This is a genomic window from Microvirga sp. GN3 (assembly GCF_055792825.1).
The window spans coordinates 19,616-42,552 of record NZ_JBVVAK010000072.1 but is presented as its reverse complement, the minus strand read 5'-3'; the positions used below and the strand labels follow the sequence as shown (position 1 = coordinate 42,552).

At 60.0% G+C, this 22,937-nt stretch carries 34 protein-coding genes, 1 tRNA gene and 1 pseudogene; 17 read left to right on the top strand and 19 right to left on the bottom strand.

What is annotated here, in order from left to right:
- The first annotated feature begins 501 nt into the window (after positions 1 to 501).
- Positions 502 to 577 (top strand) — tRNA-Ile (locus tag ACS5Q1_RS28100).
- A gap of 245 nt (positions 578 to 822) precedes the next feature.
- Positions 823 to 969: a hypothetical protein gene (locus tag ACS5Q1_RS28095; protein ID WP_473101270.1), complete on the top strand. Its 147-nt coding sequence runs from the start codon at positions 823 to 825 to the stop codon at positions 967 to 969.
- Positions 970 to 1,086: 117 nt separating this feature from the next.
- Here ACS5Q1_RS28095 and ACS5Q1_RS28090 read toward each other — a convergent pair whose 3' ends face one another.
- The 5 genes from ACS5Q1_RS28090 to alr all read right to left on the bottom strand — a co-directional run bounded on the left by ACS5Q1_RS28090 (position 1,087) and on the right by alr (position 5,729).
- Positions 1,087 to 1,284, bottom strand: a complete 198-nt coding sequence (locus ACS5Q1_RS28090; protein ID WP_473101269.1) for a hypothetical protein — start codon at positions 1,282 to 1,284, stop codon at positions 1,087 to 1,089.
- A gap of 9 nt (positions 1,285 to 1,293) precedes the next feature.
- Entirely contained in the window at positions 1,294 to 2,712 is a 1,419-nt protein-coding gene (locus tag ACS5Q1_RS28085) for an NAD-dependent succinate-semialdehyde dehydrogenase (protein WP_473101274.1), read from the bottom strand.
- Positions 2,713 to 2,901: 189 nt separating this feature from the next.
- On the bottom strand, positions 2,902 to 3,282 hold the full coding sequence (locus ACS5Q1_RS28080; protein ID WP_473101268.1) for a RidA family protein: 381 nt from the start codon (positions 3,280 to 3,282) through the stop codon (positions 2,902 to 2,904).
- Positions 3,283 to 3,320: 38 nt separating this feature from the next.
- Positions 3,321 to 4,571, bottom strand: a complete 1,251-nt coding sequence (locus ACS5Q1_RS28075; RefSeq protein WP_473101267.1) for a D-amino acid dehydrogenase — start codon at positions 4,569 to 4,571, stop codon at positions 3,321 to 3,323.
- 24 nt (positions 4,572 to 4,595) lie between these two features.
- The gene (alr, locus tag ACS5Q1_RS28070) at positions 4,596 to 5,729 is read right to left on the bottom strand and encodes an alanine racemase (protein ID WP_473101266.1); all 1,134 of its coding nucleotides are present in this window, start codon (positions 5,727 to 5,729) and stop codon (positions 4,596 to 4,598) included.
- 126 nt (positions 5,730 to 5,855) lie between these two features.
- Here alr and ACS5Q1_RS28065 point away from each other — a divergent pair, with 126 nt between their 5' ends.
- From ACS5Q1_RS28065 to ACS5Q1_RS28045, 5 genes are all read left to right on the top strand, one after another.
- The gene (locus ACS5Q1_RS28065) at positions 5,856 to 6,320 is read left to right on the top strand and encodes an Lrp/AsnC family transcriptional regulator (RefSeq protein WP_473101265.1); all 465 of its coding nucleotides are present in this window, start codon (positions 5,856 to 5,858) and stop codon (positions 6,318 to 6,320) included.
- 32 nt (positions 6,321 to 6,352) lie between these two features.
- The gene (locus ACS5Q1_RS28060; RefSeq protein WP_473101264.1) at positions 6,353 to 6,475 is read left to right on the top strand and encodes a hypothetical protein; all 123 of its coding nucleotides are present in this window, start codon (positions 6,353 to 6,355) and stop codon (positions 6,473 to 6,475) included.
- Between the two features lie 335 nt (positions 6,476 to 6,810).
- A complete protein-coding gene (locus ACS5Q1_RS28055) occupies positions 6,811 to 7,017 on the top strand; it encodes a hypothetical protein (RefSeq protein ID WP_473101263.1) in 207 nt (68 codons plus the stop codon).
- Positions 7,018 to 7,043: 26 nt separating this feature from the next.
- Positions 7,044 to 7,268 (top strand): hypothetical protein, encoded by a 225-nt coding sequence (locus ACS5Q1_RS28050; RefSeq protein ID WP_473101262.1) that lies wholly within the window; start codon positions 7,044 to 7,046, stop codon positions 7,266 to 7,268.
- A gap of 489 nt (positions 7,269 to 7,757) precedes the next feature.
- A complete protein-coding gene (locus ACS5Q1_RS28045) occupies positions 7,758 to 7,940 on the top strand; it encodes a hypothetical protein (RefSeq protein ID WP_473101261.1) in 183 nt (60 codons plus the stop codon).
- A gap of 120 nt (positions 7,941 to 8,060) precedes the next feature.
- Here the strand turns inward: ACS5Q1_RS28045 and ACS5Q1_RS28040 are convergent, their stop codons facing one another.
- The 3 genes from ACS5Q1_RS28040 to ACS5Q1_RS28030 form a co-directional block, all read right to left on the bottom strand.
- A complete protein-coding gene (locus ACS5Q1_RS28040) occupies positions 8,061 to 8,243 on the bottom strand; it encodes a hypothetical protein (protein WP_473101260.1) in 183 nt (60 codons plus the stop codon).
- Positions 8,244 to 8,394: 151 nt separating this feature from the next.
- Entirely contained in the window at positions 8,395 to 8,670 is a 276-nt protein-coding gene (locus ACS5Q1_RS28035) for a PilZ domain-containing protein (protein ID WP_473101273.1), read from the bottom strand.
- Positions 8,670 to 8,948 carry a DUF6894 family protein gene (locus tag ACS5Q1_RS28030; RefSeq protein ID WP_473101259.1) on the bottom strand — a complete coding sequence of 93 codons (279 nt, stop codon included), beginning with the start codon at positions 8,946 to 8,948 and terminating at the stop codon, positions 8,670 to 8,672. Before ACS5Q1_RS28030 ends, ACS5Q1_RS28035 begins: the two co-directional genes overlap by 1 nt.
- 809 nt (positions 8,949 to 9,757) lie before the next feature.
- Between ACS5Q1_RS28030 and ACS5Q1_RS28025 the strand changes: the two are divergent.
- The 3 genes and pseudogenes from ACS5Q1_RS28025 to ACS5Q1_RS28015 form a co-directional block, all read left to right on the top strand.
- Positions 9,758 to 9,871 (top strand): annotated as a pseudogene (locus tag ACS5Q1_RS28025) (hypothetical protein); the annotation flags it as partial.
- A gap of 228 nt (positions 9,872 to 10,099) precedes the next feature.
- Complete coding sequence (locus ACS5Q1_RS28020; RefSeq protein WP_473101272.1) at positions 10,100 to 10,267, top strand: PilZ domain-containing protein; 168 nt, start codon at positions 10,100 to 10,102, stop codon at positions 10,265 to 10,267.
- A 255-nt stretch (positions 10,268 to 10,522) separates the two neighbouring features.
- Complete coding sequence (locus ACS5Q1_RS28015; protein WP_473101258.1) at positions 10,523 to 10,735, top strand: hypothetical protein; 213 nt, start codon at positions 10,523 to 10,525, stop codon at positions 10,733 to 10,735.
- Positions 10,736 to 10,803: 68 nt separating this feature from the next.
- Here the strand turns inward: ACS5Q1_RS28015 and ACS5Q1_RS28010 are convergent, their stop codons facing one another.
- Positions 10,804 to 11,145, bottom strand: a complete 342-nt coding sequence (locus ACS5Q1_RS28010; protein WP_473101257.1) for a hypothetical protein — start codon at positions 11,143 to 11,145, stop codon at positions 10,804 to 10,806.
- A 535-nt stretch (positions 11,146 to 11,680) separates the two neighbouring features.
- Here ACS5Q1_RS28010 and ACS5Q1_RS28005 point away from each other — a divergent pair.
- A complete protein-coding gene (locus ACS5Q1_RS28005; protein ID WP_473101256.1) occupies positions 11,681 to 12,151 on the top strand; it encodes an HU family DNA-binding protein in 471 nt (156 codons plus the stop codon).
- 83 nt (positions 12,152 to 12,234) lie between these two features.
- Here the strand turns inward: ACS5Q1_RS28005 and ACS5Q1_RS28000 are convergent, their stop codons facing one another.
- Both ACS5Q1_RS28000 and ACS5Q1_RS27995 read right to left on the bottom strand, forming a co-directional pair.
- Positions 12,235 to 12,507 (bottom strand): SWIB/MDM2 domain-containing protein, encoded by a 273-nt coding sequence (locus ACS5Q1_RS28000; RefSeq protein WP_473101254.1) that lies wholly within the window; start codon positions 12,505 to 12,507, stop codon positions 12,235 to 12,237.
- Between the two features lie 145 nt (positions 12,508 to 12,652).
- On the bottom strand, positions 12,653 to 12,922 hold the full coding sequence (locus tag ACS5Q1_RS27995) for a hypothetical protein (RefSeq protein WP_473101253.1): 270 nt from the start codon (positions 12,920 to 12,922) through the stop codon (positions 12,653 to 12,655).
- A gap of 505 nt (positions 12,923 to 13,427) precedes the next feature.
- On the opposite strand from ACS5Q1_RS27995, the gene ACS5Q1_RS27990 reads away from it, so the two are divergent.
- The gene (locus ACS5Q1_RS27990) at positions 13,428 to 13,565 is read left to right on the top strand and encodes a DUF7696 family protein (protein ID WP_473101252.1); all 138 of its coding nucleotides are present in this window, start codon (positions 13,428 to 13,430) and stop codon (positions 13,563 to 13,565) included.
- Between the two features lie 101 nt (positions 13,566 to 13,666).
- On the opposite strand, the gene ACS5Q1_RS27985 is transcribed toward ACS5Q1_RS27990, so the two are convergent.
- Entirely contained in the window at positions 13,667 to 13,843 is a 177-nt protein-coding gene (locus ACS5Q1_RS27985; RefSeq protein WP_473101251.1) for a hypothetical protein, read from the bottom strand.
- 726 nt (positions 13,844 to 14,569) lie between these two features.
- Here ACS5Q1_RS27985 and ACS5Q1_RS27980 point away from each other — a divergent pair.
- The 4 genes from ACS5Q1_RS27980 (at position 14,570) to ACS5Q1_RS27965 (ending at position 16,875) form a co-directional block, all read left to right on the top strand.
- Complete coding sequence (locus tag ACS5Q1_RS27980) at positions 14,570 to 15,259, top strand: hypothetical protein (RefSeq protein ID WP_473101250.1); 690 nt, start codon at positions 14,570 to 14,572, stop codon at positions 15,257 to 15,259.
- Between the two features lie 14 nt (positions 15,260 to 15,273).
- The gene (locus ACS5Q1_RS27975) at positions 15,274 to 15,528 is read left to right on the top strand and encodes a WGR domain-containing protein (RefSeq protein WP_473101249.1); all 255 of its coding nucleotides are present in this window, start codon (positions 15,274 to 15,276) and stop codon (positions 15,526 to 15,528) included.
- Between the two features lie 248 nt (positions 15,529 to 15,776).
- Positions 15,777 to 16,562 (top strand): Crp/Fnr family transcriptional regulator, encoded by a 786-nt coding sequence (locus ACS5Q1_RS27970; RefSeq protein WP_473101248.1) that lies wholly within the window; start codon positions 15,777 to 15,779, stop codon positions 16,560 to 16,562.
- Positions 16,563 to 16,656: 94 nt separating this feature from the next.
- A complete protein-coding gene (locus ACS5Q1_RS27965; RefSeq protein WP_473101247.1) occupies positions 16,657 to 16,875 on the top strand; it encodes a dodecin in 219 nt (72 codons plus the stop codon).
- Between the two features lie 59 nt (positions 16,876 to 16,934).
- Here the strand turns inward: ACS5Q1_RS27965 and ACS5Q1_RS27960 are convergent, their stop codons facing one another.
- The 3 genes from ACS5Q1_RS27960 to ACS5Q1_RS27950 form a co-directional block, all read right to left on the bottom strand.
- Positions 16,935 to 17,189: a hypothetical protein gene (locus ACS5Q1_RS27960; RefSeq protein ID WP_473101246.1), complete on the bottom strand. Its 255-nt coding sequence runs from the start codon at positions 17,187 to 17,189 to the stop codon at positions 16,935 to 16,937.
- A gap of 67 nt (positions 17,190 to 17,256) precedes the next feature.
- Positions 17,257 to 17,751 (bottom strand): c-type cytochrome, encoded by a 495-nt coding sequence (locus ACS5Q1_RS27955; RefSeq protein WP_473101245.1) that lies wholly within the window; start codon positions 17,749 to 17,751, stop codon positions 17,257 to 17,259.
- Between the two features lie 261 nt (positions 17,752 to 18,012).
- Positions 18,013 to 18,318: a hypothetical protein gene (locus tag ACS5Q1_RS27950; RefSeq protein WP_473101244.1), complete on the bottom strand. Its 306-nt coding sequence runs from the start codon at positions 18,316 to 18,318 to the stop codon at positions 18,013 to 18,015.
- Positions 18,319 to 18,420: 102 nt separating this feature from the next.
- On the opposite strand from ACS5Q1_RS27950, the gene ACS5Q1_RS27945 reads away from it, so the two are divergent.
- Positions 18,421 to 18,723: a hypothetical protein gene (locus tag ACS5Q1_RS27945; protein WP_473101243.1), complete on the top strand. Its 303-nt coding sequence runs from the start codon at positions 18,421 to 18,423 to the stop codon at positions 18,721 to 18,723.
- 479 nt (positions 18,724 to 19,202) lie between these two features.
- On the opposite strand, the gene ACS5Q1_RS27940 is transcribed toward ACS5Q1_RS27945, so the two are convergent.
- The 4 genes from ACS5Q1_RS27940 to qatB are packed head-to-tail and all read right to left on the bottom strand — an operon-like array spanning position 19,203 to position 22,916.
- On the bottom strand, positions 19,203 to 20,024 hold the full coding sequence (locus ACS5Q1_RS27940) for a HEPN domain-containing protein (RefSeq protein WP_473101242.1): 822 nt from the start codon (positions 20,022 to 20,024) through the stop codon (positions 19,203 to 19,205).
- Positions 20,025 to 20,077: 53 nt separating this feature from the next.
- Positions 20,078 to 20,845 (bottom strand): Qat anti-phage system TatD family nuclease QatD, encoded by a 768-nt coding sequence (gene qatD, locus ACS5Q1_RS27935; RefSeq protein WP_473101241.1) that lies wholly within the window; start codon positions 20,843 to 20,845, stop codon positions 20,078 to 20,080.
- Positions 20,842 to 22,215 (bottom strand): Qat anti-phage system QueC-like protein QatC, encoded by a 1,374-nt coding sequence (gene qatC, locus ACS5Q1_RS27930; protein ID WP_473101240.1) that lies wholly within the window; start codon positions 22,213 to 22,215, stop codon positions 20,842 to 20,844. Before qatC ends, qatD begins: the two co-directional genes overlap by 4 nt.
- Entirely contained in the window at positions 22,212 to 22,916 is a 705-nt protein-coding gene (gene qatB, locus ACS5Q1_RS27925; protein WP_473101239.1) for a Qat anti-phage system associated protein QatB, read from the bottom strand. Before qatB ends, qatC begins: the two co-directional genes overlap by 4 nt.
- Between the last annotated feature and the right edge of the window lie 21 nt (positions 22,917 to 22,937).

Here is a 22,937-nt window from a genome sequence, read left to right as displayed (position 1 = left end):
AGGCCTCGGTCTTGCCTCTGTCCACGTCCAGCCAGTCGAGTAATCAGACGAACCGCCGTATACGGACCCGTATGTACGGTGGTGTGGGAGGGGCGGAACCGCGAGGTTCCCCCCTATCCCGATTGGGTGCCGATACCGTCGTTGATCTTCCTTAGCAAAGACCTGGACCACGAGCATCTCAACTTTAGTCTTGTCGCTGCCAGCGGATGCCATGAGGTGTGGTCTAGCAAAGAGGAGCGACTGTGCTCCCAATCGTGGAAGACGCTTTCGCTTCAATGCCCGCCATAACCATAGCATCGACGCCCCCGCACAACCGGGTTGATCAAGAAATGTGATTGCGGGATTGGACCATCGCCTGGAGAACTCGCATCAACGCACCCCGTTTCCGGAGGAGAAAATAGGGGAGGCTCTGCCCAGTAAAAAGGCTCCATTCTTCTGATCTCTTGTGTGCTTTCCTGATCTAGCCACAGCCCCGCAAATCAGGCATAGATCCTCGTATCAGGGCCTGCAGCTCAATGGGTAGAGCCGGCCGCTCATAACGGTCTGGTTGCAGGTTCGAGTCCCTCCAGGCCCACCAGCCTCCCTCGCAAAACAGAACCTGCCCCTCCCGATGATGATTGATCCTCATCACCCTCAGAAAGCCGACCTCGTGGAGCACAACGGCTATCGGATTTGTCTCAGCCGGAGCAGCTTTGAATGGATGGCCTTCGTGGCACAGGCCGAGCAGCGTCCACCCCTGATCATGGCTCCGGATCGTGATACCGCCATCGCTAAAGCCCATGAGTGGATTGAGATGCGACTCAAGTCTGCTAAGAGCGCGTCATGACCTATAGCCTCATCCAGCTCGCATCTGGCGTCTATGATCTCCTTCTGAACGGCGAGGTCATGGTCATGCTGGTGCAACTCGGCAGGGCCTTGCCGCGCGAATTGACGGGCCGGAGGCGCTATCGGGCTTGGCGCATTGTGTAGGGGAAGCAGCTAAGGCAGCCATACCTGACCAGATCAATAAAGGTCATGCCACAGCTGAACCAAGCCTCGTGCGTTAACATGAAGTGGGACTTTGAAGTTGCGACTGCAAAAGCGCATTCAGACGCCTGTTGTCTCGGCGTTCCGCTTGCCAATGCGATCGAGCCATTCGAGGGGCAGATGCTTGCGCTGCTCCCATACGGCGTGGAGATTGGCCGCGTCTCCAACGTCACGGCCGCTGGCGCAGCGCCGGCAAGCCTGCTCGCGGTTATGCGGCGCGGTGAGGGCAGGGGCCCATTGCAATCGCGGCCCGGCCACTCTCCAGGGCTACAGCCCACCCATGCAGAGGTACTTCATCTCGAGATAATCCTCCAGACCGTGGCGCGATCCCTCGCGACCGATCCCTGACTGCTTGATGCCGCCGAACGGTGCAGCCTCGGACGACATGCGCCCGGTGTTGATGCCGACCATGCCATATTCGAGCGCTTCAGCGACGTGCCAGACCCGCTTGAGATCGGACGCATAGAAATAGGCGGCGAGACCGTAAATGGTGTCGTTCGCCTCGCGGACTACCTGACCGGGATCGTCGAAGCGGATGATCGGTGCAAGCGGTCCGAAGGTTTCTTCCTGGGCCAGCCGCATTGTGCTGGCGACCTCCGTAATCACGGTGGGCTCAAAGAATGTTCCCGAGGGGCCGATGCGACGGCCCCCACAACGGACCGTCCCGCCTTTTTGCAAAGCGTCGGCAATATGGCCTTCGATCTTCGCAAGCGCGCGGACATCAATCAGCGGGCCTACTGCGACATCCGGCTGGAAACCATCTCCGACCACGAGCGTGCGCGCACGTCGCGTGAATTTCTCGGCAAATTCATCATGCACGCTGGACTGCACGTAAATCCGGTTGGCTGACACGCAGGTCTGGCCGGCGTTGCGGAATTTCGCCTGAATTGCGCCATCCACGGCAGCGTCGACATCCGCATCATCGAAGACGATGAAAGGAGCGTTGCCGCCGAGCTCGAAACTGATCCGCTTGATCTGATCCGAACACTGTCGCATGAGCAATCGCCCCACCTCAGTCGACCCGGTAAAGCTGATCTTGCGCACCTTGGGGTTGGTGCAAAGCTCGCGGCCAGCCGCATCGCCTTGCGACGCGTAAATGAGATTGAGAACGCCATCGGGAAACCCTGCCAGGCTCGCGAGCCTGAACATGGCGCCCGCCACAAGAGGCGTTTGCTCCGCGGGCTTCAGCACGATGGTGCAGCCGGCGGCGAGTGCCGGTGAAATCTTGCGCGCGACCATCGAGGCGGGAAAATTCCACGGGGTGATCGCCCCAACGACACCGACCGGCTGTTTGATCACCAGCATCCGCCTGTCGTGGGACGGTGCCGCAATCGTCTCGCCATAGATGCGATTGGCCTCCTCGGCATACCATTGGATATAGGCCGCCGCATGGGCTATTTCCGATTTCGCCTCAGCAAGCGGTTTGCCCATTTCGGCCGTCAGGATGGCCGCCAGATCTTCGCTGTACTGAAGGATCAGCCGGTGCCATCGCCACAGAATGTCAGAGCGCTCGCGTGCCGTACGTCCGGCCCAGTGTCTCTGCGCTGCGTCGGCGTTGCTGACGGCCTTTGCGACATCCGCGACATCCATGTCCGGGAGTTCGGCCAGCCGTTCACCGGTGGAGGGGTTGAACACCGAAAACCGCTTCGCTGGCGCCGCCCCGGTCACATCAGGCACGGAGGCCAGATCGGCAAACCGTTCGGGATGTTTGAGGTGCTGGGTCAACGACTGCGTCAGGCTCAAACCGACCTCCTCTGATGTCAAAGCTCCGCAACCGCTGCCGTGAAAACGGATCAGCGCATCTAACGGCAGTGCCGGAGCGGCGCAAGACCGACCGCTCCAGCGTTTGGTTTGCCGTCGATGGCATCCGATCGATCAGTCGAGCGTGATGACAGCCTCGATTTCGACTTGCGCACCCTTCGGCAAGGCCTTCACCTCATAGCAGGCCCGGGCGGGATAGGGAGCCGTGAAGAACCCGGCATAGACGCGATTGACGTCAGCGAAATCGGCAAGGTCGGTCACGAGCACCGTCGTCTTGACGGTTTTGGACAGCTCGGTGCCAGCCGCCCTGGCGATCGCCGCGAGGTTCTTCAGGCATTGCTCGGCCTGCTCCACAGCGTTGACCGAGTTGAACTCGCCTGTGGCGGGATCAATCGGCAGCTGTCCGGACACGAACAACAGATTGCCGACCTTGATGGCCTGCGAGTAAGGGCCGACGGCGCCGGGGGCGTCGGCGGTGGAAACTTCAGCGATCATGGACAATCCTCCAGGAATGGGACTTGGGTGAGGTGGGGTCAGGCGTAACGGACAATCGCCAGGTCGGCCGCATCGATCTCCGGCTTGCGGCCCGAAACGAGATCGGCGATCACGCGGGCCGAGCCGGAGCTCATCGTCCAACCGAGCGTACCATGGCCGGTGTTGAGGAACAGGCCGGCGATCTTCGTCGGGCCGATCACCGGCGTGCCGTCCGGCGTCATCGGCCTGAGGCCGGACCAGAACGAAGCGTTGCTGGCATCGCCGCCGGGGAAGAGATCCATGACGGAATGTTCCAGCGTGCGGCGGCGCGCCTGGCCGAGATCGTTGGTATAACCGGAAATCTCCGCCATGCCGCCGACACGGATGCGGTCGCCGAGCCGGGTGATGGCGATCTTGTAGGTCTCGTCCATCACAGTCGATTCCGGCGCGCGGGCGGCATCGGTAATCGGAAGCGTCAGCGAATAGCCCTTGACCGGATAGACCGGCAGCCTGACGCCGTACCATTTGAGGAGCAGCGGCGAATAGCTGCCGAGCGCGACGACGACGGCATCGGCGGAGAGGTTTTCGCGGCGTGTGACGACGCCGCGCACGCGGCCGCCTTCGACCCCCAGCCCCTTGATCTCGGTGCCCCAGGAGAAGCGCACGCCCAGCGCTTCCGCCTTCGTCGCCAGCGCATGGGTGAACTTGAAGCAGTCACCGGTCTCGTCCTTCGGCGTCAGAAGGCCGCCAACGATTTTCTCGCGCACATGCTTCAGGGCCGGCTCGACGCGAATGCAGCCGTCGCGGTCGAGAACCTCATAAGGAATGCCGTCGGCGGCGAGCGCCTTGACGTCCTTGGCCGAGGCGTCGAGCTGCGCCTGCGTGCGGAACAACTGCAGGGTGCCCTGCATGCGCTCGTCATAGGCAATGCCGGTTTCCGCGCGCAGGGCGGCGAGCGAGAGGCGGCTGTAGTCGGCCAGCCGCAGCATGCGGCTCTTGTTGATGGCATAGCGCCGGGAGGTGCAGTTGGCGAGCATCTTCACCAGCCAGGACAGCATGGCGGCATCGACCTTGGGGCGCAGGATCAGCGGCGCGTGCTGCATGAACAGCCACTTCATGGCCTTCATCGGGATGCCGGGCGCAGCCCAGGGCGAGCAATAGCCGAAGGAGACTTCGCCGGCATTGGCGAAGCTCGTTTCCAGGGCTGGGCCGGGCTGGCGGTCGATGACCGTCACCTCGTGTCCAGCCTTGGCCAGCTGATAGGCCGACGTGACGCCGACGACGCCGGCGCCGAGAACGCTTACTTTCATGATGTCCTCACTGGAAAGAAAGGGTCAGCGATAGCGCCGCTGATAACGAGGCCCGAGACTGGTCAGGATTTCGTAGGCGATGGTTCCGGCGTCGCGGGCGAGGTCCTCCAGGGTCTGGTTCGGGCCCAGGACTTCGACAAAGCTGCCCAATCTCAGCGTGCCTTCCGGCAGTGCGGAAACATCGACAGTGATGCTGTCCATCGACACGCGGCCGACGATCGGCAGGCGCACGCCCTCATAGTAGACAGCGCCGCGATCGCTCAGGCTGCGGGGAAGACCGTCGGCGTAGCCTGCGGCAATCGTCGCAAGATGCGTGTCTCGCTGTGTGACATGAACACCGCCATAGCCGACCTTCGTGCCGGCCGGCACGGTACGGACCTGCACGACAGCAACATCGAGGCTGACGACCGGCTCCATCGGGTTCGGCGCGCCAGCGGTCGGCGCGCCGCCGTAGAGCGCAATGCCGGGACGGGCCAAGGCGCCGTGATAGCCATCGCCGAGAAACACGCCGCCCGAATTGGCGAAGGACATATCGAAGCCGGCGAAGTCGACGGCAATGCGTCTCATCTCGGCAAGCTGCTCGCCGTTCTGGTCACTGTCCGGTTCGTCCGCCGAAGCCAGGTGACTCATGATGAACAGGATCTCGACATGCCCGTCCGTCCTGAGGGCTTGTGCCAGGGCAGGGCGTTCGTCCGGCGGAAAGCCGAGGCGCGACATCCCCGTATCGAACTGCAGCACAGCCGGCAGAGTGCGGTTCAGGGAGCGGGCCGTCGTCGACCATCGCCGCCACTGCTCCATCGAGTTGAGAACTGGGATGATGCCGCCCTCAGTGCAAGCGATCTCATAGCCGGGTTGCAGCCCGTTGAGCACAAAGACCTGCGCGTCGCAGGAGACCACGGGCCGCAGCTCCAGGGCCTCGACGAACTGGGCGACGAAGAAATGCCGGCAGCCTTTGCGGTCGAGGATCTTGGCGACCCGCTCGATGCCCAATCCGTAGGCGTTGGCCTTGACGACGGCGGCCGCACGGGTCGGCGCGACGGTCGACGCAAGCCTGTCGTAATTGCGCCCGAGGGCTGAAAGATCAATCGTCAAACAGCCCGTTGCGCCCTGGACATCGGCGCCCGTGCTCGCGTCGGAACCTACCATCGTGCTGACCATTGTCGCCCTCTTGCGTGAGCGGCAATGTATGAAATAATGAGCGAAATTATCCGCCTATTTGCGGTTGATTGTTGCAGAATGCGACGTCAATGCCGCATGTTCTTCTAAATTTTGGAATTTTCAATCATGACGAGCCTCGATACGATCGACCGCAACATCCTGCGGCTGCTGCGTCTCGATGCCCGCATGAGCAACGCCAAGCTGGCCGCTGAGGTGGGCCTTTCGCCATCCGCCTGTCTCCGGCGCATCAAGATCATGGAACAGGCCGGCGTGATCCGCGGCTACACCGCCCTGGTCGACACCTCGCATGGCGACGCGACGATCGCTGTCATCATCAACATCGCCCTTGAGCGGCAGACCGAGGATTACCTGGATCGCTTTGAAGCGGCCGTCCGCAAGCATCCTGAGATTCGGGAATGCTATCTGATGACCGGCGGCTCCGATTACCTGCTCCGTGTGGAAGTGGGCAACGCTGGCGAATTCGAGCGGATTCACAAGGAGGTTCTGTCGACCCTTCCCGGCGTCTCGCGGATCCATTCCAGCTTTTCGATCCGCAATGTCCTGGCGGTGCGGCGAGAGACCAGGCCGTAGCCGATTCCGATCAGATCCAGGGAGGGGAGGAGATGATCTCGTGTGGCATTGTGCGGCTCCTCAGCTGGCTCTATAACCGCGGACCGCTGGCGATTTGCCTCTATGGCGGGGCCCTCGCCGTGGCTTGGTGGCCGGTCATGCTCTGGGAGGCCTGAGGCCGTCCCACAGAAAAGGACCAAGGATGACGGATGATGAACTTGGAAAGGTCGCTAGGGCCATTCGCAAGACGCACAGCCTGATCGTGCTCGATAGTGCTCCCCCACTCTCTGCTTATTTTCCGCTTTCCGGAGCCGAGACGACGGCCATGAACCAACGCAAAACTGAGACGGCGCCCAGAACACCTAATCTCCGCACCCCTCGCTTCACCTCTTCATGCCAATCGCCGGCATGATCTATCCCTAGTCATCTCCTCGGACGGAGTACCTCGTCGGAGCTAAGGAGGAGTATTCCTAAATAGGATATTCTACCTCGTAACGATAGGAGACTTGCAATGACCCAAGAGCAAGTCGAGCACGTGGCGCGAGCCTTCTACGAGGCGGAATTTCCAGGCCCCTGGGATGATGCCCGCGGAGCCATCCAAGAGCATTTCAGAGACTTGGCTCGCACGGCGATTGTCACTCTCAACCGTCAGATCGCTCAGTGTCGTCGGTCAGCCCCCAAGGCAAGTGCCGTGTCCTACTCGCGCGAGATTGCCTAGGATCGAAGGCGGAGCCTGCTGGAGTATTGTCCATTTTCTGCCCGGCAGGACCTCAAGCGAATGACATAGACGAGACCGATCAGGACCAGGACAAGGCGTTCCGGAGATGGGCACAAGCCAATGCCAGGCTCGGCTGTCACGAGCGCCTGACCAACATCATTCTGGGAGGCCTCACGTTTGCTGCTATCTTAGCCCTCGGGCTGCTCATCATCCACATCGCAGGCGTGCCGTGGCTGCCGCACGCTCCCTAACGGGCTCTTCACCCCTTCAGGCGATGCCCCGGGCATGGCCTGCTCTCAGAGTGCAGGAGCTGAAGCCGCCTGCCTTAACCCTGACGCGGCTTTGAATTGGCAGTTTGCGACTTTTGTCTTAAAAACCAGCCTACAAGCTGTGCCGTGCGCGCTCATGATGAGCGGCGGAGCGCAGCACAACGAACCGCACAGGGGCTCATGATGAGCGAGTACAGCGGGCATGATCGCCCTTTTCCCGACTGGTACCCGTACGTCTTTTTAGCTGTCGTGATCGCTGGCGCGGCACTCTGTGCGCCGATGATCTTCGGCACGACATCTTCGTCACCTCAGCCGCCTGTAGCGACCAGCATCGCTCGCAATAAGCCGGCCGCGATTACTTACCGGCGCTCGTGAGCCGCATTGGCCGCCGTCCGAGGCGGTCTTAAACTTGGAAACAAGAGTGCACCTGGCAGCCCTTGCCGGTGATGCGCCATCTCTCACGGGGCAGCAATGATCTACGAACACAATGAGACGGATGCGGCACTGGATCAGAAGCGACACGAGGTGGACGAGCGCTTGGCTCGGGAAACCCGAATTGGCTGGCTCACAGTGGCTGTCACTGCCTTTCTCGTCATCTTTGGCGCAGTCATCGTCACCTACCTCTTCCTCAATGCCGGCATCATTCGCTGGTAGCAAGATTGCCCGGCTCGAAGTGCGGCGCCCGGCAGATCAAGATGATGATCAACATCCATGAGCTCGATACGAGAACGCCCGGTACTGCCTTCAGATCGAAGGAGCCGATCCTCTTGCTGCCTACGCATTGCGCTTGGGCGCCAAGCCCTCTGGCCCGACTTCCTCCAGTGGCTCCAGAAGCGACCGCAGGAACTCGATTGTCTCGGCAGACTCGATCAGGAGGGCCTGCCCCTCGTCGAGAGGGAGATCGCCCTCGTGCTCTGACGCTGCCTTGAGCCGATCAACGATATCGAGCTTGGACATGCGCTCTCCCATCGTCTTCGCTGGGTCATGTCTGAGATCATAATGAGCCCTACCAGCCTAAACCAGTTGGGCACGAACCGCCGCCGAGCTCACCGGCGAGCCCATCAGCACCTGGTCTGAGAAATAGTGGATCGACCGTGGATTTCGCGGCTCAGCGATATCCAGCCTGCTGCGGCCAAATAAAAGTGACACCGCACTCCCCGCCTTGGTGCCATACCATGCGGGCTTCAACATTCAGAGCCAATTGCGGGATCGCTAGCTCAAATTCATGCGGCAGATCGACAGCGGTCGCAAACGTCAGCTTTGCCCCGCCAGCAGTGATGTTCTGCACGCGGCACTGAAAGGTTGTCGCCCCGTCGCAGCTGGTAGCCGTTGCACGAAGAGCCGACTCTCGTCGGCAATACCGACGGCGATCACTCCTGTTCATCATAGCATCTTCGCAATGACCAGCCCCGATCCACCGTCGTGTAGATTGGCCTCGGCGGACAGCATGTCGAGCTGGACCGCCATGAGAAGGTTGCCGGCCTCGTCTACAACGTTGAGCTGCCAGTCGCGCCAATCTTCCTCGTCAAGCCCTGCCTCTTGGCGAAACTCCTCGATGGCCTGCACCACTTGACGCTGCATTTCCACAAGACCAGCAACCTCAATCCCTGTATCATCCGGGATGCTCTCGTGCCTGCTCGCCAAGTGAAAGTAGCACCGCATATCACGAGAGCTCCACAGTAAGGTTTTTGTTGAGTTTCAGGCCTTATTAGGACGGCATGCAGACGCCCATTTGTGCTCTCGGCTGGGAGGCAGCCTCGGCCAAAAGTGCCGGGATTACGCTGTTACGCCTAGTCAACGCACCCTAAGGCGGCTCAAAAGGGGACTGCCGTTGTCGGCAGCCCAAGTTGTGGGAGGAACGACACTCCTCAGAGTGTACGGTGCTGCGGATAGGTGCAGACCGCGCAAGGCGATTACCATTACGGCCCTGAGCAGGAAATACTCTGTCGCAGATGTAATCGTTTACGTAATTTTATTTTTAACAGAATTGTGTCTCTGTGTTAGTAAAGTCACAGTAACCAATTGTTTAATACGTATAAAAGTGTTCTCTACCCGACATTGGAACCTCTGAGAGCAGCCGAAGAGCTCAAAACGACCGTGGATCACCTGGAGGAATCAGTGCTGCCCCTCATCTTTCACCTAACCGTCATGCAATACCTCGGAAGCACGTGAGCTCAGCGCATACGAGCCGACTGATATTCTGAATCGCTATAGCATTTGAAGCCTCTTCTAGGAGAGGATGCCTGCATCCAGGTATTTGTCCTAGCTTGACAGGCTTCGAAGGTGGGCAATGGCGACGGTAAAGGCAGTGACGGGATACCCGATGATGCGGAACGGTCATGCGCGACCGAGCGAAATCGACATCAGGGGTCTAAGCCGCGGATGGGCGATGCCTCCTCGCACGGCAGGCCAACCAGCACAGCGCCCGTACTACTGCCGCCAGAAGCACAGGTTCTTCTCTCCTTCTCGCGGGAAAGCCCAGCGCCAGAATTGCTGACGAGCTGGGTGTCGATGAGACTTGGGTGAAAGAGCATATCAAAGCGATCCTGCGGAAGGCTAAGACCCACAAAGCGCAAGCTGGATAATCGCGGAGCGGCATCTTCTAACGTCGGTAAGAGCTTCTCCCCCGCGACGCCACCGCCATCTCCGAGGCCAGCGATTTTGAGCAAGCCCCACGCCAGCTTTGCTTCCTATGAGACCGATCCCCAGGATTGGATCTCCTGCATGAACCCTGCACTGCCTGAGCGTCGATCAAGTGAGCGGTTCCCCACTGACCTGGACGGATGGTTTGAAAGCGAGATGACTGGCGACCGATTGCATGCACGGTCTGGGATCTGTCTGAAACCGGGGTGCGACTTGTGATCCCCGCCCCCGCCGATGTTTCTCTCGAGTTCGAGCTGAAGATCCCGAACGAGGGCGCTATCGCTATGGTCCGCTTGGTTTGGACCAGCGGAAGCCACTATGGGGCGCGGTTCACCTGATCGCTGAAAGCCTGCTCACCGGCGAACCCGTCAGCACCTGGTCAAGGACTGGAGGGTAAGTTTTCCCCAGAACTGTTGCTTTCCCGACAGACGGCAGATGCAGGATCGCCTACAAGGGCGTAACCGGCTCTTTCTGCCCCTACGGGCCGGACCTTGAAGCGCTCCCTTGAGACGGTGGCGCTTCTTTTTTGCCCAGGCTCGCCTCTTCCCCAACCTCAAGGCATGCTCCCTCTTCGTTCTTGATGCGGAGTGACCATGCCCCTGAAGTGGAGACCCTGCGAGTGGCGCGGAGACGGGAGTTTCGAGGGAGGCCTCAGCCCCCATTCCTTCTGGCTCGTCTATCCGCACAAGACAGGCGGCTCCGGTGATGCGCAGCGGTTCTGGGCCAGGAACGGCCTGCCTCACAATGCCAAGGTGCCAGGACTGGGCTTTGCTAACACCTTGAGGAAGCTAGCAGGCAGCGAGTGAGGTTTTTGACGTGTGGCTTGAACGGTCGGGGCCGACGATATCCTCGCTCCATGGGCCGCAATAATCGATCAGTCCGCTTGAGCCTCGCCCGGTGGTGCAGCGTTCACAGACTTCTTAGGCCTGCGGGAAGGCTTCAAAGCCGGGCCTTCTTCCGATTGGCTTATGCCTTGGCCCTCAGCACCGTCCGCCGCCTTTTTCTTCCCGTACTTGCCATCGCTTGGCGTGGAGCTCTCGTCTTTCCGAAGCCGTTCCAAACCTTTTTGGACGGCCCTCAAGAAGGCCTCGGCAGCAGACCCCGTCTCCTGAACCACCGCGAGTTTTGTGAGCGTCCGTTCCAGCTTCTCACCGCGCCGGATAGCCTTCGCGGTCAGCACTAACTCATCGCCCATCATTTTGGACTTCTTCGCCATAGGGCACCCTTCACAATATCGATGGAGCCTCGGTAGCAGCCCTATCGCACCAACAACAGTGAAGCTTTTATGACGGTTTGATGACAGCGGCGCTTCAGGCGAGGCACTACGGGTGCCCAATGGCCGGACCACCGCCACAATGGCCTCTCAGCCCCTGGCCAGGAAGCGCCGTCTGCTCAAGGAGGCCCAAGCACGCTTCCACGAGCGCATTTCGACAGCACGCCCGAACGGAAGAAGAGCCTGTGCGGCTTGGAGACAGAACGAACTGTTCTTTGCAGCCTGATCCGAGCCTGGGTTTCGCATCAGCGAATGCTGTGCGGCGGAACCCAACCCGCCCATCTCACCAAAACAGCTGCCGATCTGGTTTACTACAGCGAATAATCGGTCATGGATTGCGTGCTCTCCCAAGATCCTGTGAACTCAGTCCGGCAGTGATATTGAGGAGGCGGCGTTCTGGTGATTTCAATCTTGGTCGGCAACCACTTTGCCGATCGAGTAACGGCTAGATTGACGGCTCATCAGGAGGGTCTCACCCGTGGCGAAAACTGCACCCAAGACGACAACCAAGAAAGCACCGGCCCGCAAAGTGGCCGCATCGAAGTCAGTGTCGGCTAAAGCGGCAGGAGCTTCCGGCGCAGCAGCCAAGAGGTCCACGAAGGCCGCGGCCCCAAAGGCGGCCGCCAAAGCAGCCTCCAAGGTCGCGAAGAAGGCCGGCGGCCCATCGGCCGGCCCGATCCTCACCCTGCGCCACATCGCGGAGCAATTGTCTGAAGCACACGAGCTTCCCAAGCGCCAGGCCAACGAGATGCTGACGCAGGTGATCGAGATGATCGCCAAGAGCCTGAAGAAGGGCGACAAGATCCGCCTGAGCGGCCTCGGCATCCTGCAGGTGCGCAAGCGGGCTGCTCGCACCGGACGTAATCCTCAGACCGGCGAGTCGATCAAGATCAAAGCCTCCAAGAAGATCGCCTTCCGACCCGCCAAGGAGCTCAAGGAGGCGGTCTGACCGGGAGCCGTAGACCGGATGGCTGAAGGAACGCCCACCTCGCCAGCACTCTGGCGGGGCGGGCCTGTTGTTCTGCGCTTGCCTCAGGAGAGATGCTGCGCGAAATGCTTGTTCATCTCAAACATGCTGACCTTGCTCTTGCCACCAAAGACGGCCTGGAGTTTTGCATCCGCCAGGATCTCGCGCTTGTTCTCGGGGTTCTGCAAATTGTTAGCCTTGATGTACTCCCACACCTTGCTCACCACCTCAGTGCGGGGCAAGGGTGACGACCCGACCACAGCCGCGAGCTCGTTCGAGGGCTGCAGCGGCTTCATCAGGGCTGGATTCGGCTTCTTGGCGGCTTTGGCTTCGGTCATTGTAAAACTCCTAAACTACGCCTCACTGCCATCTGCAGGGGCAAAGGGGCGGGACCATGGCCAGCAAGGACTGAACAGTTCCTTAATCCCGCTCTGACCATGCCAATATCAGGATGGTGCTTTCAAATGAAAGTGCTCGCGATCCTCACCATCCACGCCGTTTAGTCTGTGGCTTTGCCATCATCTGCCGCATCGCGTCCTCAGCCCGAGCTCTGGCTTCTGCATCGTTGCTGAGGTTGCGGACTTCGGACGGCTCCTCTTGCTGATCCATGCCATTCTTGCGGGCCCGCCACTGCTTCGCCTGCGCGGCGGTGGTAGCCGCATTGGCCAGCCTCTCCAGTCGATCCAACTGGGGCGTGCTGGGTTTCTCATGGGTTGTAGGTTGTTCGTCCTCTTGCTCGGGGCGCTTTGCCATCTCTTTACGTCCTTAGGATCAGAAATCGCGAATTGCGATAGGCTGTTACGCGCTTCCATTTCGGGAGGTATCGGTTAACTTCGTCTTAACCATAAAGGTCCGAGGTACGCCGATGCGGAAGATACACCCCGGCTTTATCACTCTCGCCGTCCTCCTGGGCCCCGCCACTCTTATCCTTGCCCATGAGACAATCACCCGATCGCCAGCCCAGGAGGTCTTCGAGTCGTTCGATCCTCCACCAATTGTGCGGCAGGCCTACACACGGTGCGCCGAGACCCCAAAGACACAACGCTCACACCAGTGTGGCGAGTACGTCACCTTCTTCGAGCAATGTGCTGCTCGGAAGAATGAGTGCGGCCCGCAATCCGTTTACGAGGTTCTCACCAAGCTCATTCTCTCAGCAGCGCCAAAAAGGCCGAAAGACGATCAAGTTGCCATTCCAACCGACGTCTAACCGTGTATCCAGTGGCAATCCCTTTCCACTGACGCGTCCGATACCGTTAGAATGGCCTACTCCCGGGAAGCCAGCCCAATATCGGAAATCACTGACGAACCCGTTAGCACCTGGTCGGAGGAATGGCAGCACGAATGCCGAGCTCGGGCCATCCTAAAGATGTCCAAGGCCGTGCGAGATATGTTCTAGGGTGGCTCATGCACTCAGGCAGCAAGCCGCTCCTCAATCGAGGACCCTTCTCTCGATACCTCAGTTCCAAACTGGCAGAGTGCTTGAGAAAGTATCATGAATCACTCCGCCAGATCGCCGGCCTCCCTCTGCTGGGCACTCGAAGCTTTCGCTTCATGAAAGCGCATCCAATAGAGGTTCTTCTGGGTGGAACAGGCCATCGCAAAATTGTCGGCCATCTCGTACGCCGCTGTCCCGTCCTGTACGTTGTAGACAAGATCGAGTTCATCGATCGTCATTCCGCGTGCCTTCAAGGCAACATCGGTGTTGATTGCCGCTGTAGCGACTAACATTCCGGCTGCGATGCGGTCGGATGCTCTCGTTCGGAACTAATGGTGTGCGTAGCCACACATCGGTTAGTCGTGGGCGCATCTACATGGATCGTGCGATGCCGAAACACATCGCACGCGCCCTGGTGAGAGGTCTGGTGCTCAGCCTCTCGCCAGGGCGTTTCATACTTGTGCACAGCGTTCGGTTGCACTTCCGGCGTTCGTGACGCATTGTGGTGGCGTGGTGTTGCAACCGGCATCACAAAAGCGCCCTGACAGTGAGCTCCGCACGGCTAACTCTGTCAGGGCGTTGTCATTTGTGAGCGCCTTGCTGTCATCGGCGGGAAGCCTATTTTCGTCGTGTAGTTTCTCTCCCTTGAACCACCAACGCCTTGGCCGGGATTTCAAGACAGCATCTCTGCCAAGGCGTCTTTGTATCTTCGGCCCAGGCTATGGCGGGTCGAGCACATCTCGCACCGTGGTCAGCCGTTGAATGTGGAACTCGGGAGCCTGCGCTGATCGGCTGTTTCTCCGAAATCGAGATTACCTGATCCCAGCGGCAGGCCAGCGAGGAGAGGTCTTAGGCTTAAGGTGGGCGGCTGAGCAGAAACCATATTCTGGGGTTCAGGGTTGCTTGCCTCTTCCTCTGCCATATACGAATAAAAAGCTTCTCGATCCCTTGCACTCCTGGGTTTCATGACTGTTCGCCGCCGCTTTCTCCTCACCCCATCTTTCGCCCGCCTGATCCGGCGCGAGAGGGGCGGGCAGCGCCACGTCGAAGGCTTCTTTCCCGAACAGCGGGATCGCTCCTCCTGGGTTCGCCTCGAAGAGGAGCGGGGCCTGCTGATCCTTAAGACCGTCGGCCCTCACGGTGAAGTCGAGGACCAGGCCGAAATCCCGATGGCCCATGCCGATGCGCTGCTCGATGTCTGCGCCGGCGAGGTCGACTACACCCGAGTCGCCCTGCCGATCGGTGAAGGTCATGCCCTGGTCGACGAGGTCATCCGGCCCCGTGTCCTGCATCTCGTCACCGTGGAATTCGCCTCTGAAGCGGAGGCGAGGGGGTTCCGTCCATTAGAATGGTTTGGGCCTGAAGTGACAGCGGATGACCGCTACACCAATCAGTCCATCGCCCTGAGGGGGCTCGATGAGGCTCCGGAGATCCCGCTGTCCGATGCGGCGCTCAACAGCCTGATCGATACTCTGGAAGGCCGCTTCCCCACGCAGGCGCATAAGGGCATCACCCGGCCCAAAGCCAAGCAGGTGCCGGTGACCAGGGCCAAGGCGCAGACCAGCGGTGAAACCGTCAAGGTCAACCTCGCCGAGATCGAGGCGGCAATGATGCGCGAGATGGAGAGAACGCTCCGGAAGGGCAAACCCGAGTAGGAGCCGCTCCCAGGATGCCTGACGCCCGTTTGCCCATACGGCACCACTTGGTGCTCTATCGGCGCGCCCCGGAGCAGGGCAGGGCGCGGTTTTTCAGCCTGATGATCGAGCGTGGCCTGTTCGGAACGATCCGGCTGGTCCGCAACTGGGGCTTCGTTGGCTCCAAGGGCCAGGAGCAGGTCGAGATCTTTTCCGATGAGGCCGAAGCCGCTCAGGCACTAGAGACGTGGGCCACATCCCAGCGGCACAAGGGCTACGCGGATCTCTGAAGCAACTCAGGCGGTCCTGTGATTTCAGAATTCCCGTTCCGCAAAAGCGATTGAAGGCTGCGTACTCTGGAGCAAGCCCTTGGGCAGGGGAGATCATCGAGTGGCATTCTGATGGCAACGTCGAGACCTTGAGATCGCACAGGCTTGGACCCCATTGGGATCATCAGCCCGAGCGTCTGAGCCTGTCTGTACCGGCTGCGCCTGTTTTCTGCCTTCCGTTGGAGGTCGTCCTGAGCTTAGGTTGGGGTATGAAACCTCACATCTACGCCGTCGCCCCGCTCTCAAGTGTCAACCATCGGATGAACCGGCTCCTGGCGGCGCTGGAATCCGACGACTTTGCAGCGCTGGAGCCGCACCTGCACGGGGTCGACCTGCGGCAGGATCAGGTGCTCTACGAGGCTGGCGATCCCCTACGCCATGCCACCTTTCCCCATGACACGGTGGTGTCGCTGGTCGCCGTGCTGAAGGATGGCCGCTCAGCCGAGATGGCAGTCTATGGCCGCGAGGGAGCCTTGGGCCTCGTCAGTGCCCTGATGGCCGGCCAGTCCTTCGGGCGTTACGTCGTGCAAGCCACCGGCACTGCGTCCCTGATCGAATTGGAGCGCCTCCACGAGGTGATCAGCACCCGCCCGAAGGTGCGCCAGCTGGTGCTGAACTTCTCTGAGGCCATGATGGCCCGGGTGCTGCAGAACGTCGCCTGCAACGCGGTTCACAGCGTCGAGGAGCGGTGCTGCCGCTGGATCCTCAGCCTGCACGACCGGCTGGATGGGGCCACTATGCCGCTCACGCACGAGTTCCTGGCGGATATGCTCGGCGTGCAGCGTTCTACCGTCAGCAGCATCACGCGAGCGCTTCAGGAGGCCGGCTTCATCCGGCAAGGGCGCGGCGTGATCACCGTGACGAATCGAGCTGGCCTCGAGCAGACCTCCTGTGAGTGCTATGGCATGGTGCGCCGCAGCTTCGAGCGGCTGCTCCCTCACACCTACGCGAACACCACGACGGCGGATCTCCGCCGGCAGCGTCGATGTTCTTGATCGTCGTGTTGCACTGCCTGTTAAGATCTGGAAGGCCTCGCAGGCGACGTTGTCTGCCCTACCTGTGACCTTGGGCAGAAGTAGGGAGCGTAAGATGTCCGATCACGTCTACAAAGTCGTTGAACTGGTGGGCTCGTCGACGAGCAGCATCGAGGATGCGATCCAAACGGCGATCAAGCGTGCGGACCAGACCTTGCGAAACCTGCGCTGGTTTGAGGTGGTGCAAACCCGCGGGCACGTGGAGAACGGTGAGGTGCATCACTATCAGGTCGTTCTCAAGGCGGGCTTCATGCTGGAGGGCGAATACCCATAGCGAAGCGATGCCAGCGAACCCATTCCGCCCTTAGGCGCTATGGAGCTAACCTTGGGCTCTCAAGTCTTTTCTTCTTGTGGAGAGAGGTCGGCCGCGAGCGTCTGTTGCAGGATCCTGTCACGGATCACCCGCTTCATACTTCCCACCATGCGGGCCATGTCATACACCCGATCCTGGAGGACCGTCAGATCCGACATGACTGGAAAAGGCGGCTCCAGCGGGAGTGGTAGTGCAAGGTCATTCTCCAGCTCATGCAGCAGATCCGCGATGGCCGTGTTGTAGTCGCGCAGCCGCTGCAATTCCGCATCCAACATGTCTGATGTCTCCTGCGCGCTTCCCGGGACCGTCAGCCCCTGATACTGGGCACTCGGCTCCCAGAGGCTATTGGGGGATGACAACCGTCAGGTAGGGAGCTGAGGGCTTCTCGTTCGAGCCGACCGGACCAGGCACCTTGTTCCTGACCGGCTTCAAGCCCTTGAGATAGCTGGCAAGAGCCTTGGCATCAGCATCCGTGAGCTTGCTGTAGGAATGATACGGCATGATCGGCACAAGCTGACGGCCGTCGGGTCTCACACCAGTTCGCACTGCCTTGATGATATCGGCCTCGCTCCACCGACCGAGCCCCGTCTCAGGATCGGGTGTAAGGTTGGGCGGATAGAAGATCCCGAGCCCCGGGATTTGGAAGCCGACCTCCGATCCAGCCAGGGGCCGCTGCATGTCGGGCTTGCCGAGAAAGGTACCGGGGGTGTGACAGCCGGTGCAATCCATGATGGTCACGAGGTACTCGCCGCGCTGCGTTTGGCTCTGGGCGAAGGCCGACGGGACGGACATGAGGAGGCTACCGGCTGCCAAAGCGGCGCAGATGACTGATCTCATGGAGCTTCTCTGTCTGAGGTTGAGCCCAGCCAAGATGCCAGAGGCCACACTGGAGTGAAGTGCGCAGAAGGCGTAGATCGGCAACTTCGGGAGCCGTGAACTTCCTGTCAAGACTCTCATCGGAGCATTTACTGAGGCAATGCAGGATTGATTTCCTGATAGAATTGTGACGCGATTTGGCCGGAGCCGCTGGCGGCTTTAGGTTCTATAAAAAATGTTCAACGAAATTCGCGTGATTTGATGAATTGCGCGTAATGCTCTTTACGGAATGCTTTTCCGGCGAAAAACGCGGCTGGAGGTCAGGACCCCGCCCAGTGGCACTGAGATGAAAGCAAGGACGAAGGCAAGCACCACAAAGGCGAGACCAGCGCCCAGATCAGTGCCGGGGTTCTCAGGTTCTGAGCCATCAATGAAGAAATAGGTGTTCGCCCAGGTCAGGAAGGTGCTGAGGAACAGAGATACCCCCATTCCCATGAGCACGGCCACGACCTTCAGGACGATGACGCTGATCTGGCTCAGAGTTCGCCTAGCGGTCCGGGGCTGCTTAATGTCAGGGTGCGTACGCATTCTTGAGACAATAGCCGCGAATTTCCGATACGCCATTTATGAAATGCACTGGAGCCTCTAACAGTCCAAATTCCGGCAGCCTGGAGGAGAGCGCGAGTTTGGATGCGAGCGATAGCCATCATCCTCGGATTTCTGGCAGGTCCATCGATCCTTCTGATCCTGGCTTGGCGTCTAGGGGGAAAGAAGCTTGTTCACCGGGTCTGGCGATGGGGCTTCCGGTGGATCTATGGGCTCATCCTGGCTTTGCCTGTCCTTGCGCTGATCTATGTCGCGCTGTTCGAAGGCATCGAAGGGAATAATGCACCAGCTTTCTTTGCGGGATTCGTTGGGGTAGTCGCCATTGCTGTGTCTGGTGCCATCACGCTCGTGACCTACAGGCTGCTCACCCTTGAACCGGAAGCGTAATTTCGGAGGACAGCTATGGAACGGGCAACATGAGAGTAATGGCTGTGATCGTTGGGGCAGTTATCGCTTATGCTTCGTACTCCGCTGTGGTTCAAAACACCTGCAAGGTGGATCCGCCAATCACTGACAGCGTAACGGCCATAGAGAATGTAAGGTGGAAGATTTTCGCTCTAGTCTCGCGTTATTATGCCGATGGACATATTAAGTCACAGGAAGAGCTTGATGAAATAGTTGACTGCTCAACTTGTGTAAAAGTTAGTTATGGACATATTGGCATTCTAAAGCGGGGTTGGCATGTTAGCTATTATTATAAGTCACCTGATAATTAGGCATATGATGCCTTCATCACAACAAACCGTTGCGGTAAAATATTGGACTCTGGTGTAACTAATTGGGATCCGTAGAAATGTGCGGAAAATTGTTCGCGTGATTTGATGATGATCCCCTAACCCATACCCGTGACGTAGTGAACCCTAATGCTATGGCAATCCATGCTTGATGCATGCAGATTCGATGGCTTGCTTGATCTGCTCCGTGACGCCAGGATTCTCAGCCCTGCCCATCGGCACCTGAACGTTTGAGAGGAACCAGCGCGCTATCTCCACACCTTCCGCCGCCCAATGTGGATCGTCACTCGCGACGGGATCGAGGATGCGGCGGATGATCACCGGGTTGCTGGCAGAACTGCTTGAACGGATCGGCGTGTGCAGGAAATCCGTCGGCGCGAATGGAAGGTTGAGGTTCAGCGCTGCTTGCCGGAGCGGCGTATCCTCCGATGACGCGACGAGTTTATCAAGCGGCAGGTCCATCCGGGCATAATAGTCCGGCTGGCGGGTCAGGACCTCGCGCCACGTCAAGGGAGGGAACTGTCCTTCACAGCCGGGAAACATCCGCTCATCGAGCTGGCAGACAAGCCGTCGGATTGCGAACACCATTGTGTCGAGCATGTGCAAATCCTCACTGCTCGTGACGTATCCATAGATGGCGTAGCGGTTGTCGGCGTTCCCATTGTTCAGCAGATGTTCCATGAACGCCTCGGCCGTCCGATCGCGCCAATGATGGATATCAAGATTTGCTGGCTTCCGAAGGCAGTCGAGCAGGAGCGATCCTGCGAGCGCCTTAACCTGGGCGTAGAGGCGGACAATGTCATGGCCGTATCCCTTCGTCGTCTGACCATTCACCAGAAGTACGGCCTTCAGATACTTTTCGAGCGCGTGTACCGAAAGCCAGAGGAAATCGCTACTCAGCCCGTTCATCGCACACCAGCGCGCGGCTACATAGTTCTCATCAGCAGTTCGCACAAAGAGCTCACGCGCGAGATCGTTCTTAGAAGCGGTTATGCTCATGGTATCTGTTAAGCAGGAGTCAGCAGTGCCTTGAGGTTCGCGAGAACAGTGCGCCCCAAGGCGTCAGTCGATATAGAGCGGAGTGCCGCGAGTTGCTCGACTGTCTGGATGACGTCGGATGGTCGCACTGGCCGACCTTCCGTCTCAACGAATGGGCCGTCGGTCTCAGTTAGCAAACGGTCTAACGGCAGACCAATCACGAGCTGCCGATGTTTTGGTGATTTCAACATTTCACCGTTGATAGAGAAATAGCAGCCGAGTGCGACCGCGCGCCGAGCCTCAGCAGGCGTACCGGTGAACCAGTGCAGAACGATCCGACCGCGATCCGGCGGCAGCGCCTGCTCAATGTGGCTAAGCACCTTACCCGCGGCGCGAACGCTATGCACGGTCAGGATCTTATCACCCTGCTCAGCACAGGCGCGCAGGATCCGCTCGAAGACGCGTTCCTGGGCGGGGAAGCTGCGATAGAATCGCGGCCCCGCGTCGAGGCCGATTTCGCCAACATAGCGCGCCTCGGCGAGATGACACTCGAAGAGCGGGAGCTCGTCCTCGCGTTCGGCAATCAGCTGTGGGTGAAGACCGAGGGCAACACGAACATGAGCCGAACGAGCCGCCAAGTCACGGTTTCGAGGCCAAGCCTTCGGCGTGGTGGTGACCGCAAGTGTTGCCACACGCTCGCGATCGCATTCCGCGATCAGCCCTGCATGATCCTTGTACAGATCAAGGTGGCAGTGGAAGTCGACCCAGCGCGGAGGCTGTTGGGGTTGTTCTGTCATAGCGGCCGCGCCTGAACACCCTCTAGCAGTCGGCCAACCTCCTGCAGACCGGCCACAAAGACCGCCTCATAGTCGGATAGTCGGTCGGAGTGATCGATCAGCGGCCCAGGCCGGTGGATGTCGAACCGAGCGCGGCCGGGCTTCCCGGAAAGCCGGGAGAGCGCGAGCTGGAAGGAGCGCACATGCTCACCCTCAGCCTTATTGGTGTCGAGAACTTGCGCGCGGAGGTCGGCAATGCGGTATGGCGTGTCATCCACACCCCAAGCCTCCAGGATTGCGGCGCGCCGGATGAGACAGGGTACGCAACGGCCACAATGCTTGGGGTCGCGCTGACTCGGGTCCGGATCATAGCGCCGACTGCCTGGCGACGAGCAGGACATGGTATGTCGCGCCCTGTCACGGAGGAACGTGAGGTCGGAGCATGCCTTTGCCATCTGACCCTTCGTCTGGAAAGCGTACGGATTCTCAAGACGGACCCTAAGCCCGAGCCCGCGGAGCAGGTCGCCGAAGCGGGCCATGTAGTAGGGATGGGTCGTGCGCGTGCTCAGCGCGCCGAGCCGCAGAGGGTCAAGCGGCACGTTGAGTGAGATAAGCCCGTTTTCTGGTACGTGCACGACCATGTCGCCGCCGATTGCATCAGCCGCCATCGCAGCAAGGGCGAAGAAGAGAAATGAACGGCCGCGCAGCGTGTCCTCGACGGCACTCGTGTCGATGGTGTCAGTCGGGAAGCCCACCCGAGCCCGGATGTGACGAATGGGGGAGCCTTGGAAGCGACGCTTCAAGGCTTCGGCACAAAAGGTCTGATGCGTGCTGGTGATGCCATCCCAGTAGTGGCTGACCAGCATGGGCTCCTCTCCGGCGGCGAGGAGGTCAATGGCGCCGATGAAGCTGTCGAGACCGCCCGAGAACAAGCAGACCGTGGTGGGATTCGCCGTGCGCAGTCTCGTCGGCGCTACTGCAAGCTCGGGCATCCCGGCGCCTCGCGGACGGAAATGCATGCCCCAGCGGTCACCGGTCAGAAAATTCAGGATGGTCACAAGAAGGGGGGCAAGGCCCGTCCAGAGCGCGGGGGCCTGGACCGGCAGATGGAGCTCAATTTCGCGTGTCCACGCGTCCTGGGCGTCGGCCGCGCGGGAGATGCGGGTGTCAGCGGCCGTAACCGCTGCGGCGAGCACCGCAAGGTCGACGGCTGTCTCGGAGGGGCGCAAGCCGAATTCGCGCAGCTGGTCGATTGCTTGGCCGAGTCCGAAGCCGAGCCGCTGGTCGCCGTCGACGAAGCTGATTTCCGTCGCATGTGTGTCGGAACGGGTTGGTGTGACCGCTACGGTGTCAGCGGGCCCAAGCCGGCCGATGATGCTGTGATGTCTCATGCTGCGGCCTCCCCAGCAATGGCTATCAGCTCGAACGCGGCCTCGTAAATCTGATTTACAACGACGTCGGTGTCGCGGTCTGACAGGCGCTCGACGCCGCCCAGACGGCCGGAGAGCTGACCGCGAGTGGCGCCGGTAATAAAGTCATGAAGTTGCGTCTGGGCACTCTCTACGGCTGCGATGTCGTCGGACAGCGTGATGCCACGACCGCCGAGGTCGGCCATCACCCGCCCCTCAATCGATCGCGCAATGAAATCGAGAAAGAAATCCTGCATCTGCGCCAGCGTGAGCGCATCGAAATTGCCGACACCTGCTTCCGCCATATCGCCGATCGTCTCTAGCATCGCTTGCCGTGCAATGGCTTCATCGACCGCGCCGCCTGGCGGACAGACGAACTCCATGATCGCCAAGAAGACGTCGGTTGCCGGCTGACCGGCCAGCCCGGGAAGATTAAGCTGGCGGAGTGTTTCCGCCGGGCCAAGCTGCTGGAAGCTGCGAACGACGCCGAGAAGCCCTCTCGCGGTCGCACGGGACGATCCCATCCGGCGTGCCGCGCGTCGAGTACCCCCAGTCCCATTGCGGACATAGCTGGACAGCGCGCTTCCAAGCGCGTTGCGGCCGCCGGTACGGGCAAAGCGCGAAAAATTGCGGCGGGCGCCACTGAATTCGCCAGCACCGCTGGTGTCCGGCTGGGGCGGCATTCGAGGGGAGGGAGGGGCAGG